The organism is Pseudomonas sp. NCIMB 10586, from assembly GCF_023127895.1.
In the GTDB taxonomy this organism is placed as follows: Bacteria; Pseudomonadota; Gammaproteobacteria; order Pseudomonadales; family Pseudomonadaceae; genus Aquipseudomonas; species Aquipseudomonas synxantha_A.
In genome coordinates, this window is record NZ_SPKQ01000008.1 from 92530 (window position 1) to 110243 (window position 17714).

Below are 17714 nucleotides of genomic sequence, written 5' to 3' on the forward strand. Positions count from 1 at the left end.
CAATGAAATTTCTCGACTTCTTTCGCGCCAACAAAAAGCCAAGTACCGCGTCGGTAGCGAAAGAGCGTCTACAGATCATCGTGGCGCACGAACGCGGCCAACGCAGCACGCCGGATTACCTGCCAGCCTTGCAGAAGGAACTGGTCGAGGTGATCCGCAAGTACGTCAATATCGGCAACGATGACGTGCATGTCGCTCTGGAAAATGACGGCAGCTGCTCGATTCTGGAACTCAATATCACCCTGCCCGATCGTTGATCGAAAGGGCGGTCGCCACGGCGGCTCGATCACCTTGATCCTTCGGGAACCAGGTGGGCGAGCCGCCGTTGGCGTTTGTTACGAGGCTGTTTAATGCCGCTGTCCAATATACATATCCTGCATCAGGACGACGCTGTCCTGGTGGTGAACAAGCCGACCCTGCTGCTCTCGGTGCCGGGTCGCGCCGACGACAACAAGGACTGCCTGATCACGCGCCTGCAGGAAAACGGCTACCCCGAAGCCCGTATCGTCCATCGGCTTGACTGGGAAACCTCGGGGATCATCCTGCTGGCCCGGGATGCCGACACCCATCGCGAACTGTCCCGCCAGTTTCACGACCGCGAAACAGAAAAAGCCTACACCGCCCTGGCCTGGGGCCAGCCGGAACTGGACAGCGGCAGCATCGACCTGCCCCTGCGCTACGACCCGCCGACCAAGCCACGGCATGTGGTGGACCACGAGTTCGGCAAGCACGCCCTGACCTTCTGGAAGGTGTTGGAGCGTTGCGGCGACTGGTGCCGCGTGGAGCTGACGCCGATCACCGGGCGTTCGCACCAGTTGCGTGTGCATATGCTGTCCATCGGGCATCCGTTGCTGGGTGATGGTTTGTATGCTCATGAACAAGCCTTGGCTGCCTGGCCGCGGCTGTGCCTGCATGCAAGCATGCTCAGTTTCACCCATCCACAAAGCGGCGAGCGCTTGCGCTTCGAGTGCCCTGCCCCCTTTTAAGCTGCGAACACAGGTAAATGTGGGAGGAGGCTTGCCCCCGATGGCGGAGTGTCAGTCACTGTATTTGCTCACTGACACACCGCAATCGGGAGCAAGCCCCCTCCCGCATTTGTTCTGTGCACTTCTGGCCATCGAACGGTAAACTCCGCGCATTGCTGTCTGGAGCTATTTATGCGCGAAGCGTTGAATCAAGGCCTGATCGACTTCCTCAAGGCCTCCCCTACTCCTTTTCATGCCACTGCGGCCCTCGCCCAGCGCCTGGAAGCGGCTGGTTACCAGCGTCTCGACGAGCGCGACACCTGGGCCACCGAGGCCAACGGTCGCTACTACGTGACCCGCAACGACTCCTCGATTATCGCCTTCAAGCTCGGCCGCCACTCGCCGTTGCAGGGCGGCATCCGCCTGGTCGGCGCCCACACCGACAGCCCGTGCCTGCGGGTCAAACCCCAGCCTGAGCTGCAACGCCAGGGCTTCTGGCAGTTGGGCGTGGAAGTCTACGGCGGTGCGCTGCTCGCGCCGTGGTTCGACCGCGACCTGTCCCTGGCTGGCCGCGTCACCTTCCGCCGCGACGGTAAGGTCGAAAGCCAATTGATCGACTTCAAGCTGCCGATCGCCATCATTCCCAACCTGGCCATTCACCTGAACCGTGAGGCCAACCAGGGTTGGGCGATCAATGCCCAGACCGAGCTGCCGCCGATCCTTGCGCAATTTGCCGGTGACGAACGCGTGGACTTTCGCGCCGTGCTCACCGAACAGTTGGCCCGCGAGCATGGGTTGAACGCTGATGTGGTGCTCGACTACGAGCTGAGCTTCTACGACACCCAAAGCGCGGCGGTCATCGGCCTCAATGGCGATTTCATCGCCGGTGCGCGCCTGGACAATCTGCTGTCGTGCTACGCCGGCCTGCAAGCCTTGCTGACCAGCGAGACCGACGAAACCTGCGTGCTGGTGTGCAACGACCACGAAGAAGTCGGCTCCTGCTCGGCCTGCGGCGCCGATGGCCCGATGCTGGAGCAGACCCTGCGCCGCCTGTTGCCTGAAGGTGATGAGTTCGTACGCACCATTCAGAAATCACTGCTGGTATCGGCGGACAACGCCCACGGCGTGCACCCCAACTACGCCGAGAAGCACGACGCCAACCACGGTCCGAAACTCAATGCCGGGCCGGTGATCAAGGTCAACAGCAACCAGCGCTACGCCACCAACAGCGAAACTGCCGGGTTCTTCCGTCACCTGTGCATGGCCGAGGAAGTGCCGGTACAAAGCTTTGTGGTGCGCAGTGACATGGGCTGCGGCTCGACCATCGGCCCGATCACCGCCAGCCACCTGGGTGTACGCACCGTGGATATCGGCTTGCCGACGTTTGCCATGCACTCCATTCGAGAGCTGTGCGGCAGCCATGACCTGGCGCATCTGGTGAAGGTGCTGGGGGCGTTTTACGCGAGCCGCGACCTGCCCTGATTTGACGGGCAAAATGTGATCGAAATGTGGGAGGGGGCTTGCTCCCTCCCACATTTGGTTCGATGTACTGCCAAACTGACTTGTATCACCTGCACTTCCTGCAATCGCGCCTAGACTTGTCAAAACTTCCACTGCGACAAGGCTATTGCTCCCATGATTTCAATGTCCTCATTCCACGCCATGCTCATCCCCATCGTGATCGGCATGATCATGCTCGCGGTCGGCTTCAACTTTCGCGACAAGCCCCTCGGCGTGTTCGGCATGTGGGTTGGTATGCTGCTGATCCTGGGCACCGTGGTCTACAAGATCCTCGCCAAACTGGCGCAATGACAAATGCGCTCGCATTGGGCATAGCGGCCTCGTACACTCGGTCAATTCGTCGCTTTGAAGGTTGACCGCCTCGTGCTTTCCCGTCTGTTTGCCCTGCCCTGCTACCTGCTGATCGCCCTGCTCACGCTGCTGCCGCTGTCATCCGCCCAAGCCGTAGGCTTGCCCGGAATGCTGGGTGGTTCCAGCAAGACCCAACCCCAGGCTGAAGTGCCCCTGGGGCAGTCGCTGGACGAGGTGATCAAGACTCTCGAAAACGACCAACAGCGCACCCAGTTGCTGAGCGACCTGAAAAAGCTGCGCGCCGCCACGCAAAAGGCCCAACCCGCGACAGAGCAAGGTGTGCTCGGGTTGATCGGCAGCACGCTGTCGGGCTTTGAACAGCAGTTTTCCGGCGCCGACAGCCCATTGGGGCGCTGGTCCAATGAAGTCGACCTGGCCAAGGATGAACTGGGCGCGCTGATGCTGCCGGCCAACGAATGGCTGCCGATCATCTTTGGTTTTGCCGTGATCCTGGCAGTGTGGAGCCTGCTGGCCGCCGCGCTGATCTGGCTCAGCCACCGGGTACGCGAGCGTTTCGGCCTGCCCGAAGAGTTGCCGCAACACCCGCGCACCTGGGACATGCTGCGCTTTGCCCTGCGCAAGCTGGGTCCCTGGTTGATCGCCCTGGTGATCACGGTTTACCTGAGCTACGCCCTGCCTTCCTCCCTGGGCAAATCCCTGGCGATGGTGCTGGCCTATGCCTTGGTGGTCGGCACCTGTTTTTCGGCAATCTGCGTAATTGCCTTCTCCGTACTTGACGGCCCGCACCGCCACCGCGCCCTGTATATCCTGCGCCATCAGGCGTTCCGCCCGCTGTGGTGGATCGGCAGCTTTGCGGCCTTCGGTGAAGCCTTGAGCGATCCGCGCCTGGTCGAGGCGCTCGGCCAGCACCTGGCACACACCGCCGCAACCGTAGCCAATGTAATGGCGGCGCTGTCCACCGGCGTGTTTATCCTGCGTTTCCGCCGACCGATTGCACACCTGATCCGCAACCAGCCGCTGTCGCGCCGCCTGACCCGCCGCGCCCTCACCGACACCCTGTCGATCATCGGTACCTTCTGGTACATCCCGGCCTTGCTGCTGGTAGGTATCTCACTGTTCGCGACCTTCCTGTCGGCCGGCGATACCAGCACCGCCCTGCGCCAGTCGCTGCTGTGCACGGTGCTGCTGGTGTTGTGCATGGTGATCAACGGCCTGGTGCGCCGCCACGCCCTCAAGCCACAGCGCGGGCACAAACGCCATGCGCTGTACTCCGAACGCCTCAAAGGGTTTGTCTACACCCTGGTGCACCTGGTGGTGTGGCTGGCGTTTATCGAGTTGGGGCTGCGGGTGTGGGGCCTGTCGATGATTCGCTTTACCGAAGGTGACGGCCATGAAATAGCCGTGAAGCTGTTTGGCCTCGGTGGGACCTTGCTGTTTGCCTGGCTGATCTGGATCCTCAGCGACACCGCCATCCACCACGCCCTGACCCGCTCACGCAAAGGCCTGGCCAACGCGCGTGCGCAAACCATGATGCCGCTGATCCGCAACGTGCTGTTCGTGACCATCTTCATCATCGCCGCCATTGTGGCGCTGGCGAACATGGGCATGAATGTCACCCCATTGCTGGCCGGTGCGGGTGTAATCGGTATCGCTATCGGCTTTGGTGCGCAGTCGCTGGTAGCGGACTTGATCACCGGCTTGTTCATCATCATCGAAGACTCCCTGGCCATCGACGACTACGTAGACGTCGGCGGCCACCTGGGTACGGTGGAGGGCCTGACCATCCGCACCGTGCGCCTGCGCGATATCGACGGCATCGTGCACACCATCCCGTTCAGCGAGATCAAGAGCATCAAGAACTACTCCCGAGAGTTCGGCTACGCGATCTTCCGGGTGGCAATCCCCTACAACATGGAAATTGACGACGCAATCAAGCTGATGCGCGATGTCGGCCACGCCATGCGCAATGACCCGCTGCAACGCCGCAATATCTGGTCGCCGCTGGAAATCCAGGGCGTGGAGAGTTTCGAATCCGGCAGCGCGATCCTGCGCGCACGCTTCAAGACCGCGCCGATCAAGCAGTGGGAAGTCTCGCGAGCGTTCAACCTCTCGCTCAAGCGGCACCTGGATGAAGCAGGGCTCGACCTGGCAACGCCGCGCTTGAGCGTGCAGGTGCTGACCGCCGGCAGCGTGCAGGAGAAAGATCCACAACAATAAGCAAGCAGAGGTTGGTATGCGAATGAACGGTCTGACACACCAATGGGTTTTGGGTTTGCTCTGCGCGGTCACGAGCAGTGCAGTGATTGCCGCCAGCAGCGGCCAGGACGGTGCCAGGGAAACCATTGCCTCCCAGGCAAAAATACTCGAACCCAGCCTGTTGGAAACCCGCCGCGACATCCACGCCCATCCGGAACTGGGCAATACCGAAACCCGCACCGCCGAGTTGGTCGCCAAACAATTGCGCGAACTCGGCCTTGAGGTGAAGACCGGGGTGGCTCGCACCGGCGTCGTTGCCATATTGAAAGGCGCGCTGCCCGGCCCGACCGTGGCCCTGCGCGCCGACATGGATGCGCTGCCGGTCAAGGAAGTCGCCGACCTGCCCTTCGCCTCCAAAGCCAAGGGCACCTACCTGGGCAAGGAAGTCGATGTGATGCACGCCTGCGGTCACGACGCCCATACCGCCATCCTGCTGAGCACTGCGAAGATTCTTACCGGGATGCGCGACCGCCTGCCCGGCACCGTGGTGTTTTATTTCCAACCGGCCGAAGAAGGCCCCAGCGATTTTATCCCCGACGGCAAGAACACCTGGGGCGCGAAGATGATGGTGCAGGAAGGCGTGATGAAAGCGCCCAAGCCTGACGCGGTGTTCGGCCTGCATGTGTGGGCCGGCATACCGGCCGGGCAGATCGCCTACCGCCCAGGCCCGACCCTGGCCAGCTCCGACGACCTGCGCATCAAGATCCTCGGCAAACAGACCCACGCCGGCCGCCCCTGGGACGGTATCGACCCGATCACCGTTGGCGCGCAAACCATTGTCGGCCTGCAGACCGTGGTCAGCCGCCGTACCGATATTTCGTCATTCCCCTCTGTCGTGAGCATCGGCACCATCAACGGTGGTACCCGCTACAACATCATCCCCGAGTCGGTAGACATGAGCGGCACCATTCGCTCCTACGACTACGGCATTCGCCAGAAGCTGCATGCAGACGTGCGTCAAACCGTAGAGAAAATCGCCGAAAGCGGTGGCGCCAAGGCCGAAGTGACGATCATCGAGAAGTACGACCCCACCATCAACAACCCGGCGCTGACCGAGAAAATGCTGCCGAGCCTGCGCTGGGCGGCTCAGGGTGATGTGGTGCAAGGCCCGTTGGTGGGTGGCGCCGAAGACTTCTCGTTCTATGCCAAAGAGGCACCGGGGCTGTTTGTCTTCCTGGGGGTGACACCGAGGGACCAGGACATGAGCAAGGCGGCGCCGAATCACAACCCTGGGTTCTTTGTGGATGAGTCGGCGTTGGTGGTGGGCGTGAGGACGCTGGCGTCGTTGGCGACGGATTACCTCTACACCCACACCCCGCACTAATGCTTGATGTGGGAGGGGGCTTGCTCCCGATAGCAGTGTTTCAGTTGAACATTGGCTGACTGATACACCGCTATCGGGAGCAAGCCCCCTCCCACAGTCGGGCCCAAGTGAATCAGTTGGCGAGGGCGGCGCCGTCCATCTTCTGGCGCAAGCTCAACGGACGCATATCCGTCCACACTTCCTCGATATACGCCAGGCACTCCTTCTTCATGCCACTCTTGCCCACGGTTCGCCAGCCTTCAGGCACAGCCTTGTAGTCAGGCCAGATCGAATACTGCTCTTCGTGGTTGACCACTACCTGAAACAGGATGTCGTCGCGGTCAAATACTGAGGTCATTGCTGTTCTCCATCGCTCAAAGGCTGGCTGCGCACCACGCGCAGCGCTGATATCTGTAGAAACGTACCAGGCACCGCAAAAATTAAACGCCGGCAACCGCCGCCGCCAAGGCGCGCCCGAAGATCTCGGCCACCTGGTCGACTTCGGCCGCGGTGATCACCAGCGGTGGCAGAAAGCGCACCACGCCGCCATGGCGCCCGCCCATCTCCAGGATCAGCCCGCGCTTGAGGCACTCACGCTGCACCAGCGGTGCCAACAGGCGATGCACCGGCGGGTGCCCCAGGCTATCAAGCGGGCCCGTCGGATCCACCAGCTCCACCCCCAGCATCAGCCCACGACCACGGATATCCCCCAACTGCGGGAAGTCGCGCTGCAGGATGCGCAGGTGCTCGCACAGACGCTCGCCCATGGCCGCCGCATGACTGGCCAAGTCGTGATCCTTGAGGTAGCGCATCACCGCCGAGCCCGCCGCCATCGCCATCTGGTTGCCGCGGAACGTCCCGGCATGGGCACCCGGCAGCCAGGTGTCGAGCCAGTCGCGATACACCACCACCGCCAGCGGCAGGCTGCCGCCAATGGCCTTGGACATCACCACCACATCCGGAATGATGCCGGCGTGTTCGAAGGCAAACATCTTGCCGGTACGCCCAAAGCCGCTCTGGATTTCATCGACGATCAGCGCCACCCCCGCTTGCGCGGTGATACGCCTTAAGCCACGCAACCAATCGAGGTCGGCAGGGATCACGCCGCCTTCACCCTGAATCACTTCGACAATCACCGCCGCCGGCAGCACCACCCCGGCTTCGGGATCGTTGAGCAGGTTTTCCAGGTAGTGCAGGTTGGCCCGCACACCCTGGGCGCCGCCCAGCCCGAACGGGCAGCGGTAGTCATACGGAAATGGCAGGAACTGCACGCCATTGCCCAACAACGCCCCCAGCGGCTTCTTCGGCCCCAGGCTGCCCATCAAACTCAACGCCCCCTGGCTCATGCCGTGATAAGCGCCCTGGAACGACAGCACAGTGCTGCGCCCGGTGGCGGTGCGCACCAGCTTCAACGCGGCTTCCACCGCATCGGTGCCAGTGGGGCCGCAGAACTGGATTTTCGCTTCCCGCGCCAGTTCCGATGGCAGCAAGCCGAACAGGTCCTGCACGAACTGATCCTTGACCGGTGTGGTCAGGTCCAGAGTGTGCAGCGGCAACTCGTCGCTCAAGACTTGCTGGATCGCCTGGATCACCACCGGATGGTTATGCCCCAGCGCCAGGGTGCCGGCGCCGGCCAGGCAGTCGATGAAACGCCGCCCCTCGACGTCTTCCACATACAGGCCCTTGGCGCGTTTGAGCGCCAGGGGGATACGCCGCGGGTAGCTGCGGGCGTTGGACTCCTGCTGGCGCTGGCGGGCCAGCAGCGGGGTTTCGTCAAACTGGTAGAGCGTTTCCGCAGGCGCCAGGGCGTCTTCGATACGGCTGGTAGCGACTGACATCTCTCGATCCCTCAATACGCTGATGATGACCAAACTGCCGATCCGTTGGCGGCTGGCCCAAGGGCATGCGCACGGATTTCCTGTTCTGGAAACGCATCAGGTGCACGGGGATTTAGGAGGTAGGTCGGATATTTGCCGGTTGTGTGGAGATTAAAATGTGGGAGGGGGCTTGCTCCCGATAGCAGTGGGTCAGCGACAGATAGGATGACTGACACACCGCAATCGGGAGCAAGCCCCCTCCCCACACTTCATAGCCCGCGGTATTTGTCGTTCAGTGCATACAAGATCGCGCAAGTCTCTGCATCCAGGAACCCGCAATAATCCCTGGCCCGAAAATGCATCTGGAACGCCCGGGTGCGCTGTTCAAAGGCTCGGCGATTCTGCGCGGGCTTGTAGCCAAAACGCTGAAACGCCCGCTCTACCTCAACCTCTGGTGGCAAGCCGACACAAAAGCGGCGCTGGTACATCGCCCGTGTTGGCTCATCAAACCAGGCCCCAATACCGGCCTCATGCAGAACACGCCAGGGCAGCCGCGGCCCCGGATCACTCTTGCGCCAATAGGCCACATCCGAATGCCCGATCAGGTCAGTCGGGCCGACCTGCGGATAACGTGCAAGCACGTCGCGGACTATTGCAATCAACGCATCGATCTGTGCCGGGGAGTATTCGGGAAAGGTAAATACCCCCGCGTCATCCCGCGCCAGGTTGACGATTTCAACGCCAATCGAGCGGCTGTTGAGGTCGTCCCTCCCCGCCCAATGGCTCACTCCCGCGTGCCAGGCGCGTTTGTCCTCCTCCACCAGGCGAAACACGCGCAACTCTTCATAACCCGCGGCGCGGTAGCTGGATTCATCGGGGTCGGGCAGCAGATAGTGGGCGCTGACGCCGTGTTGCGTAAGGGTACGCAGGGACGAAGCAAAAGGCGCCGCGGTGTAGTGCAGAATAACCTGCTGCACGGATTCACCTTGGCGGTCGTTGAAATCCCTGGCTGGGAAACTGGTGTCGATAACCAACATAAGAACCGTCCTTTTCATTTCAGGCCGAATCATTCGGCCCGTTCAAGCGCAAAAAAATTACCGCCATCCTGAAGGGTTGAATGTCAGGCGGGCGGTAATTACTTGGCACATGAAAAGCAAGGTTCAGCGGCGCAGCGGCATACCCAGCTCAACCCGCAAGCCGTCCGGCTGGCTGTCGAACTCAAGCGAGCAGGCGCAGCGCTGCACAATCGCCTGCACGATCGCCAGGCCCAGGCCGCAGCCTTCGCTGTTGCCATTACGCCAGAAGCGCTGGGTAAGGTATTGCAGGTCTTCGCTGGAGATCTGCTTGCCATGGTCACGCACGCGAAACACCACGTTATCCGGGGTAGAAAACACGTGCAGTTCCACGCGGGTATCGGCGGGGGTATGGCGCAAGGCGTTGTCCAGCAGGTTACGCAAGGCCGCGACGGCGAGGCCTACGGGCATTTCTACCGGAACGTGGGAGAGGTCCGGCGCAAGAATAAGATCGATACGGGAATTGTCACCGGCATTGGCGTCCTGAATCGCCAACCTGGCGACTTCTTCGGCACTGGACTGCAAGCCATCGTCAAACGACAAGCTGCCCTCCACCCGCGCCAACAGCAACAATTGCTCCAGCGTGCGATGCAAGCGGTCGGCGCCCTCCTCGGCGTGCGCCAGCGACTGGTCGCGCGCCGCACCTTCGGTCATGCGCGCCACTTGCAGGTGGGTCTTGATTGCCGTCAACGGGCTGCGCAGTTCATGGGCCGCGTCACCGGTCAGGCGGCGCTCGCGCTCGATGGTCTTGGCGATGCGCTGCAACAGTTGGTTCTGGGTGTCGAGCAACGGCTTGAGCTCGCTGGGCAACGGGTGAATCTGCAAGGGTTCGAGAGAGTCGGCGCTGCGGCGCATCAAGGCGTCGCGCATACGATTGAGCGGCACCAGGCTCTGGCCGATGCCCAGCCACAACAGGCACAGGCAACCGAGCAATGCCACGCCGACCGGTACCGATGCCGCCAGCAGGATCGACAGGTTGAGTGCCTCACGCTCCACCTGGCGGTCTGCGGTGGTGATCAGCAGGTCGCCCCGGGACAGGGTGAAACTGCGCCAACCCACGCCATCGATCATCTGGTCACGAAAACCACTCCTGCGCGACTCCAGACCTTCATCCGGGGTCGTGTGGCTGCGTGCCAGGATCTCGCCGCGCAAAGAGCTGACCTGACAGGCCATGCCCCCCGGCACGTTCAATTGTTCGGTGCGCAAATGTGCACCACCGCTGACGCTGGCCAAACCCGGCATCTGTTCGGTGAGCCCGGCTACCATGCGCGCCGAGGCCACCAGGCGCTGGTCGAGGGAGAACATCATCTGGTTGCGCAAATCGTTGAGCATCCAGGCGGCCGCCAGCACCCAGATCAGCACAAAAGCGGCGCCCAGCTTGAACGTCAGGCGCAGGCGCAAGCTCATCACTGAGTGTTCTCTCCTGCATCAGCCGGCCCCAGGCGATAGCCCAAGCCCCTGACGGTCTCGACGATGCCATTGCCCAACTTGCGCCGCAGGTGATGGATATGCACGTTGAGCGCGTTGCTTTCCAGCTCATCACTGAACCCGTAGATGCTGTCCTTGAGCTGCTCGCTGGACAACACACGGCCCTTGTTGTGCAGCAGCGCCTGCAACAGCGCCTGTTCGCGACGGGACAGGTCCACCGGCTGGCCATCCAGGAAGGTCTCGCGGCTGCTGGGGTCGTAGGCCAGGCGGCCGTGCTCGATCAGGTTGACACTGCGCCCCGCCACCCGGCGCAACAGGGTTTGCAGGCGGGCGGCGAGTTCGCGCAGGTCGAAGGGCTTGAGCAGGTAGTCATCGGCGCCAGCTTGCAGGCCGTCGACGCGGTTGGTCACCGAGTCCCGCGCGGTGAGGATCAGCACGGGAATTTCCAGGCCCTGGCTGCGCTGTTGTTGCAGCAGCTTGAGGCCATCTTCGTCAGGCAGGCCGAGGTCGAGCACCATGATGTCGAACGCTGCAGCCTTGAGCATCGCCCTGGCGGCTGCGGCCGTGGCCACGCGCTCGACCGTAAAGCCCTGGGCACCGAGGCCGGCCACGATACCGCTGGCGATCAGTTCGTCGTCTTCACAGACCAGTACGTGCATGCTGAACCCTTCATGAAAGATGGGGGTGATTAGAAAAGCGCCAGATTAAGCGCGCATTATGCCGCTAAAGTTCACAACATCAGATTATCCCTACACTCTAGAATAGCGTCCGGTTAATCATCGGTTAATCAGCGCCACACATTGTGTGCCTCACTTGCATCGAACTAAGGCTTGACCATGCGGCATCTGTTTACCTTTCTGCTGGTGTTGTTCGCGGGATTCGCCCAGGCAGCGCCGGGCAACCCCTTCGAAACCAAACCCGACTTTCTCCCGGTGGGCAAAGCCTTCACCTTTACCTCCGAACGTCTTGAAAGTGGCGAAACCCAACTGTATTGGCAGATAGCCGACGGTTACTACCTGTACCAGCAACGCATGAAGTTCGACGGTTTGGCCGAACAACCCGTGCTGCCCCAGGGTGAAGCCCATAGCGATGAGTTCTTCGGCGAACAGCAAGTGTATCGCCAGGGCCTGGAAGTGAAGATCCCGGCCGGCGCCACCGGCAAGGTCAAGCTGGGCTGGCAGGGCTGTGCCGATGCGGGCCTGTGTTATCCACCGCAGTCGATCACCGTGGACCTGGGCGGCAACCCGGCCGTAGCCGCTACCGCGCAGGCCCAGGACCAAAGCCTGGCCAGCGGCCTGCAACAACGCAGCCTGGGCTGGAGCCTGCTGATCTTCTTTGGCCTGGGCCTGTTGTTGGCGTTTGCGCCCTGCTCGCTGCCGATGCTGCCGATTCTCGCCGGCCTGGTGGTTGGCAGTGGCGCCAGCCCGCGCCGTGGTTTTGCCTTGGCCGGTAGCTACGTGGTGTGCATGGCACTGGTGTATGCGGGCCTGGGTGTGATGGCCGCGCTGCTTGGCGCCAACCTCGCCGCGCTGCTGCAAACCCCGTGGATACTCGGCAGCTTTGCCGCGCTGTTCGTGCTGCTGGCCCTGCCGATGTTCGGCTTCTTTGAATTGCAGTTGCCCGCCTTCCTGCGCGACCGTCTCGATAACGTCAGCCGCCAGCAAAGCGGTGGCAGCCTGGTGGGTGCCGGTGTGCTCGGCGCGCTGTCCGGCCTGCTGGTGGGCCCGTGCATGACCGCGCCCCTGGCCGGCGCCCTGCTCTATATCGCCCAGAGCGGCAATGCGCTGCACGGTGGCCTGATCCTGTTCGCCATGGGCATCGGTATCGGCATTCCGCTGTTGCTGCTGGTGACCGTGGGCAATCGCTTCCTGCCCAAGCCGGGCACCTGGATGAACGTGCTCAAGGGTATCTTCGGCTTCCTGTTCCTGGGCACCGCCGTGCTGATGATTCGCCCAGTGGTCGGCGACAGCCTGTGGATCGGCCTGTGGGGTGCGTTGGCGCTGGTGATGGCGTACTGCGGCTGGACACTGGCCCGTGAGTTCGGCCTGGCCGCCAAGGTGTTCGGCGCAGGTTCCCTGGTGCTGGGCCTGTGGGGCGCGGTACTGGTGGTGGGCGCAGCCGGTGGCAGCGATGAGCTGTGGCAACCGTTGAAGGTTTACAGCGGCTCAAAGGTCGCCGGTGCACCGAGCGCTCACGACGCCTTCACCACCATCAATGACCCGGCCGTGCTGCAAAGCCAGCTCGACAGCGCCAAGGCCCAGGGCCAATGGGTGCTGCTGGATTACTACGCTGACTGGTGCGTGTCGTGCAAGATCATGGAGAAACAGGTGTTTGGCAAACCCGAAGTCATGGACGCGCTCAAAGACGTGCGCCTGCTACGCCTGGATGTCACCGCCGACAACGCTGCCAGCCGCGAACTGCTGGGCCGCTACAAGGTGCCGGGGCCACCGAGCTTCGTGTGGATCGGCCCGGACGGTGATGAACGTCGCGCCCAACGCATCACCGGCGAAGTGGATGCCGCCGCCTTCCTGCAACGCTGGACGCAAACCCGAGACGCGCGCTGATGTTGACCCTGACCATCGGCACATTCGCCATCGCCCTGAATCACATCCTGCTGATCAGCGCGCTGATTCTCGCCACCCTGGTGGGCTGGCGCGTGGCCAAGCGTGGCGGTGAGAACCCCGAATCGGTGCTGTTCAGCCTGTTCCTGCTGGGCATGTTGGCCGCCCGCGTCAGCTTCGTGCTGATGTACTGGAGTTATTACAGCAACGACTGGGTCGAGATGGTCGACCTGCGTGACGGTGGCTTCCTCGCCTGGCCCGGCATCATCGCGCTGGTGCTCGGCGCGCTGGCGTATGGCTGGCGTCGCCCGGCCCTGCGCAAGCCGCTCAGCGCCGGGGTGATCACCGGTCTGTTGTTCTGGGGCATGGCCAGCCTGTCCCTCAGCCTGTATGAAAAAGGCACGCGCCTGCCGGACATCACCCTGCGCAACGCCAATGGCGAGGTGGTGCAACTGGCGGATTACCAGGGTGGCCCGCTGGTGATCAACCTGTGGGCCACCTGGTGCCCGCCGTGCCGGCGCGAAATGCCCGTGCTGGAAAATGCCCAGCGTATGCGCCCCGACGTGACCTTTCTGTTCGTCAACCAGGCCGAGAGCATGCAAAGCGTCAGCACCTACCTGGCCACCCAGGGCCTGAACCTGGACAACATGCTGTTCGACGCCAGCGGCCGCCTCGGCCAGGCCGTGGGCTCCATGGCCCTGCCGACCACGCTGTTCTACCAAGCCGATGGGCGCCTGATCAACAGCCACCTGGGCGAACTCTCCGAAGCCAGCCTGGCCCGGGCCATGGAACCCTTCGATGACACCACGACAAGGAAACCGACATGCCTCGCCTCCGCCACCTGCTGACCCTGCTGCCCTTGACGCTCGCCGCCTCCCTGGCCCAGGCCGAAGACTGGCCGGCGCCGATCAAACAGATCGAAGCCAAGGGCGCCAGGATCATCGGTAAATTCGATGCCCCCAGCGGCCTCACCGGCTACGCCGCGCAATACCAGAACCGTGGCATGGCCCTGTACCTGACCGCCGACGGCAAAAACGTGATCGCCGGCAACCTGTACGACGCCCAGGGCAATGACCTGAGCACCGCGCCCCTGGAAAAACTGGTGTACGCACCCATGGCCAAGGAAGTCTGGGCCAAGATGGAAAACAGCAGCTGGATCCAGGACGGCGATAAAAACGCCCCGCGTACCGTGTACCTGTTCAGCGACCCCAACTGCCCGTACTGCAACATGTTCTGGGAACAGGCGCGGCCGTGGGTCAAGGCCGGCAAGGTGCAGTTGCGCCACATCATGGTCGGCATCATCCGCGAAGACAGCCCAGGCAAATCCGCCGCCCTGCTCGCCGCCAAAGACCCGCAAAAAGCCCTGCAAGAACACGAAGCCGCCGGCAAGGGCAGTAAGCTCAAGGCGCTGGAGAAGATCCCGGCCGAGGTCGAGGCCAAGCTCGATGCCAATATGAAGTTGATGGATGAACTGGAGTTGTCAGCAACGCCGGCGATTTTCTATCTGGATGACAAGGGTGGATTGCAGCAGCAACAGGGGGCGCCGTCGCCGGAGAAGTTGGTGAAGATTTTGGGGCCGAAGTAAGTTGATAAAAACGACGTGCATAAAGCGCCCACCCTAAGCAGGTGGGCGTTTAGTCAAGCTGACTGAAGCTACAACCAGAAGGTAAAGAAATCAAAGTACATCCAATCGCCAGACGATATCTCTATGTAGCCTATTACCGAACCTACCGGTGCAGAAAAATCGATCCAACTATTCAAAGGACTCCCATTTAAATTTACTGCACCTAAATATCCGCCAGACGGACTGTAAAAACTCACTGTCGTAGGATAGTGATTCCAGGTATATGCACACTTCACACGCTTACATGTAAAGGTTAAATCAAGGCGCACTCTTTGATGACTCGGCGTCTGGCCTAACCCATCCGCAAAAACAAGTGCCTGCCCCTCTAGCATCCCTGGCGTCGATGGGAATGTTGAGATACCCATTGTTCCTGGCCCAGACAGAAAACGTATGTTCATTGTCGGGATGCTAATGCTTCCGCCTGCAGAAATCAGTCGGGTCGGCTGCCCAGTGAAGTTCTCATAGCGAACCTTAGGTGGAACACGCACTTTCAAAACCCGCGATGGGCATACTACGTTCTCCTTCAAACTGCCCTGCGTGGACACGCTGAAAGTGAGGATAAAGTCGGTGTCGTCTTTTAACTTATCCAAGGCGGCTCGCAGCACGGGGCCCGCCACCCCTTTAGTCACCTCCTCATCCGTAATGACTCTGTTCTCATACACAACAAACGTGTACGGATTGCCGTTTTCATCTAAGCCCGTGGCGCGCAGCCAGCATATGTGACCTTTGCGCAAAAACCACATTGAACTTTCGAAGGAGTTAGCATTCCCGTCAATGACTCTCAAATCCACAACGCCACGATCTACCCCGGGCGGCGACGCCTCCAGCACGTTTGGCGTTTCCAGACGCGTGGGCAGGTTAATCTTCAAATTCAACGGCGCTGAAGTCTGTGCTTCACTACATTTGGTGACCACGGTGTAAGTGATTTCCACCGTTTCGCCCATGCTCTCTATCGCCGCATCAGCAGGCAGGGAAAACTTGACAATGCCGTCACGATTGCCAGCTTCAGATTTCAATTCCCAGCAGAGGCCGTTGGGTCTTTTCCAGCAAACACTGATCTCATGCTTTTCACTCATACGCAGATAATTGACGATTACTTCTAAGCCATGTCGAGCATTCCACGGCTCCAATTCGTCCCCCTCCGCCTGCGCAACTTTGGGCGCAGGCAGCACTAGCTCTTCTTGGACGATATGGAAAGTCGCCGCCGGAGCCTCGATAGCTTTTGATCGGTCAGAGGCTTCGCAGAAACTCACGGCAAAATGCAGTTCAAAATCACTGCAATCAGCCAGTGGTAGCAGTTTGTCTCTCGAGATAAACGTCTCAACACCTTTATTTTTCCAGTCCTCCGTAACAGGCGCCTTCGTCAAAATTTCCGATTGGTAGCTACTTCCGTCCTCATGTTCACCGGTGATCCACATCCAGCAAAACGTTGAGCATGTGGCATAGTCGCCAATATGAACAAACGCCGATGCGTCCTCATCGAAAATATTGAGGTTAACCTTGCCGTGAGTGGCCTCTGCAATTTCCGACTTGGAAAGTCTAGGCTTCAGCACATCGACCACCCGCTCCGGCGACTGAGGCTCTGGACCCATCACATTAGGAAATTGAACGGTATAGCTCAGCGTCATCGGCTTATTAAAGAAACAAGCAATCACACAGCGCGGTAACTTGACGGACGCCGGGTCCCCATCGCTTTCAATATCCACACAACCCAGTAACTTCGATCCGTAGCCGGGACCGCTTACGTAGAAGCAGATCTGATCACCGGCATAAGTGTCCAGCTCCGGCGCATCTATATCTCCCCCATTTTTAGTGAGCTCCGGATTGAGGCACCACTTATCATCGAAAAACGCAGACTGCCGCAAATGGGGAGGCAGCAAATTCTCCAGGCCTTGATCCCCAATGAAAGCAGCGGTACGACGATGTTGGATTTGAAGAGCGTTCCTGGGAAGACGGGTCTCTTCATCAGGGTTTTCAACTTCAGCCGGCGGTTGGGGCTCCTCGCCACTGGTGATCCAGGCAGCCTGACAAGTAATTGATTCGTAACGTGGCTTTTGACGTGCCAGCCAACCACGAGGAATCGGAAATTCAAGTTTTTCGCCTGATGCTATATCTTCGAGCGTTAATGCATACCCGTAAGCCACGATATAGAAAACGGGTTTTCCACTGAATTGCTCAATAACGACACTGCAATAAATTTTATCTCCAACCTGGGCAAGTGGAGGAATAGGTATTTCAACTATCTCATCGCCTTTGTGATCGTGCATGTCATAGGTTGGCGTATTTTGGAATATCTTTTCATCTCTTAATCGAGGCGCTAGCGCTTTACTTTGTTCTGCAGAGTAAAAAGTCACCCCCACTTCCTTGGTTAGTGAAACGGCTGGTTTACCGCTCACTGTGCCCTCGTACCATACGATCAGCGTGTACCCCATGGACATGGTCAGGTATTTCTGCGGAATCAGGATTTCCCTGGCACCCGGCTGCCCGCTTGAGTTAACAACATCATTCAAGCGGATCTCTGGCGCCTCCTTTATGCTGAACTTTACGGTGATGTCCAACCTGTCCATGCGCGAGTCGACAGTCAGGTATGAGTCCTTCTCCATCGCTTCTGCCGTAATCGTCCCGTACAGCTCACTGGAGATGATGGGCGCGTCGACTTCTAGCGCCTGCGGCTGTGGCGTAATTGAAGGCGTTGACGCATTGTCGGTATTTGAGGGGGTTTCAGGAGTGGATGTTTGCTTGGCCACTTTCAGAACTCCGTGTTCAAGAGAGGTAGGTATCCTCGACCAGCCCAGTCCGGCCAAGGCACTCCCTTAAGTGAGTCCTATTTTTTCGCCCCCGCCTACTGTCAGAA

General features: G+C 60.4%; 15 protein-coding genes. 9 read left to right on the plus strand and 6 right to left on the minus strand.

Going from position 1 to position 17714, the window contains the following annotated elements; translation table 11 throughout:
• Positions 1–2 precede the first annotated feature (2 nt).
• The 6 genes from minE to E4P01_RS04080 all read left to right on the plus strand — a co-directional run bounded on the left by minE (position 3) and on the right by E4P01_RS04080 (position 6378).
• Positions 3–257 carry a cell division topological specificity factor MinE gene (minE, locus tag E4P01_RS04055; RefSeq protein WP_003175252.1) on the plus strand — a complete coding sequence of 85 codons (255 nt, stop codon included), beginning with the start codon at positions 3–5 and terminating at the stop codon, positions 255–257.
• Between the two features lie 93 nt (positions 258–350).
• Entirely contained in the window at positions 351–986 is a 636-nt protein-coding gene (locus E4P01_RS04060; RefSeq protein ID WP_005789965.1) for an RluA family pseudouridine synthase, read from the plus strand.
• Between the two features lie 171 nt (positions 987–1157).
• Complete coding sequence (locus E4P01_RS04065; protein WP_005789967.1) at positions 1158–2447, plus strand: M18 family aminopeptidase; 1290 nt, start codon at positions 1158–1160, stop codon at positions 2445–2447.
• 153 nt (positions 2448–2600) lie between these two features.
• Positions 2601–2777: a hypothetical protein gene (locus E4P01_RS04070; protein WP_164699536.1), complete on the plus strand. Its 177-nt coding sequence runs from the start codon at positions 2601–2603 to the stop codon at positions 2775–2777.
• A 72-nt stretch (positions 2778–2849) separates the two neighbouring features.
• Positions 2850–5015 carry a mechanosensitive ion channel domain-containing protein gene (locus E4P01_RS04075; protein WP_078821944.1) on the plus strand — a complete coding sequence of 722 codons (2166 nt, stop codon included), beginning with the start codon at positions 2850–2852 and terminating at the stop codon, positions 5013–5015.
• Positions 5016–5031: 16 nt separating this feature from the next.
• The gene (locus E4P01_RS04080) at positions 5032–6378 is read left to right on the plus strand and encodes an amidohydrolase (RefSeq protein WP_216091893.1); all 1347 of its coding nucleotides are present in this window, start codon (positions 5032–5034) and stop codon (positions 6376–6378) included.
• A gap of 112 nt (positions 6379–6490) precedes the next feature.
• Here E4P01_RS04080 and E4P01_RS04085 read toward each other — a convergent pair whose 3' ends face one another.
• From E4P01_RS04085 to E4P01_RS04105, 5 genes are all read right to left on the minus strand, one after another.
• Entirely contained in the window at positions 6491–6715 is a 225-nt protein-coding gene (locus tag E4P01_RS04085) for an MbtH family protein (RefSeq protein ID WP_003192847.1), read from the minus strand.
• 82 nt (positions 6716–6797) lie between these two features.
• Positions 6798–8195: an aspartate aminotransferase family protein gene (locus E4P01_RS04090; protein WP_078821945.1), complete on the minus strand. Its 1398-nt coding sequence runs from the start codon at positions 8193–8195 to the stop codon at positions 6798–6800.
• Positions 8196–8443: 248 nt separating this feature from the next.
• Complete coding sequence (locus tag E4P01_RS04095; protein ID WP_216091894.1) at positions 8444–9211, minus strand: N-acetylmuramoyl-L-alanine amidase; 768 nt, start codon at positions 9209–9211, stop codon at positions 8444–8446.
• A 123-nt stretch (positions 9212–9334) separates the two neighbouring features.
• The gene (locus tag E4P01_RS04100) at positions 9335–10654 is read right to left on the minus strand and encodes an ATP-binding protein (protein WP_078821947.1); all 1320 of its coding nucleotides are present in this window, start codon (positions 10652–10654) and stop codon (positions 9335–9337) included.
• Positions 10654–11334: a response regulator gene (locus E4P01_RS04105; RefSeq protein WP_005789979.1), complete on the minus strand. Its 681-nt coding sequence runs from the start codon at positions 11332–11334 to the stop codon at positions 10654–10656. Before E4P01_RS04105 ends, E4P01_RS04100 begins: the two co-directional genes overlap by 1 nt.
• Positions 11335–11511: 177 nt before the next feature.
• Between E4P01_RS04105 and dsbD the strand changes: the two genes are divergently transcribed.
• The 3 genes from dsbD to dsbG are packed head-to-tail and all read left to right on the plus strand — an operon-like array spanning position 11512 to position 14821.
• Complete coding sequence (gene dsbD, locus E4P01_RS04110; RefSeq protein ID WP_148852716.1) at positions 11512–13239, plus strand: protein-disulfide reductase DsbD; 1728 nt, start codon at positions 11512–11514, stop codon at positions 13237–13239.
• Positions 13239–14084, plus strand: coding sequence for a TlpA disulfide reductase family protein (locus E4P01_RS04115; protein ID WP_122732071.1), 846 nt, complete (start codon positions 13239–13241; stop codon positions 14082–14084). Before dsbD ends, E4P01_RS04115 begins: the two co-directional genes overlap by 1 nt.
• Positions 14060–14821 carry a thiol:disulfide interchange protein DsbG gene (gene dsbG / locus E4P01_RS04120; RefSeq protein ID WP_216091895.1) on the plus strand — a complete coding sequence of 254 codons (762 nt, stop codon included), beginning with the start codon at positions 14060–14062 and terminating at the stop codon, positions 14819–14821. The genes E4P01_RS04115 and dsbG overlap by 25 nt, the downstream gene beginning before the upstream one ends.
• A gap of 68 nt (positions 14822–14889) precedes the next feature.
• Here the strand turns inward: dsbG and E4P01_RS04125 are convergent, their stop codons facing one another.
• Positions 14890–17607, minus strand: coding sequence for a hypothetical protein (locus E4P01_RS04125; RefSeq protein ID WP_216091896.1), 2718 nt, complete (start codon positions 17605–17607; stop codon positions 14890–14892).
• Between the last annotated feature and the right edge of the window lie 107 nt (positions 17608–17714).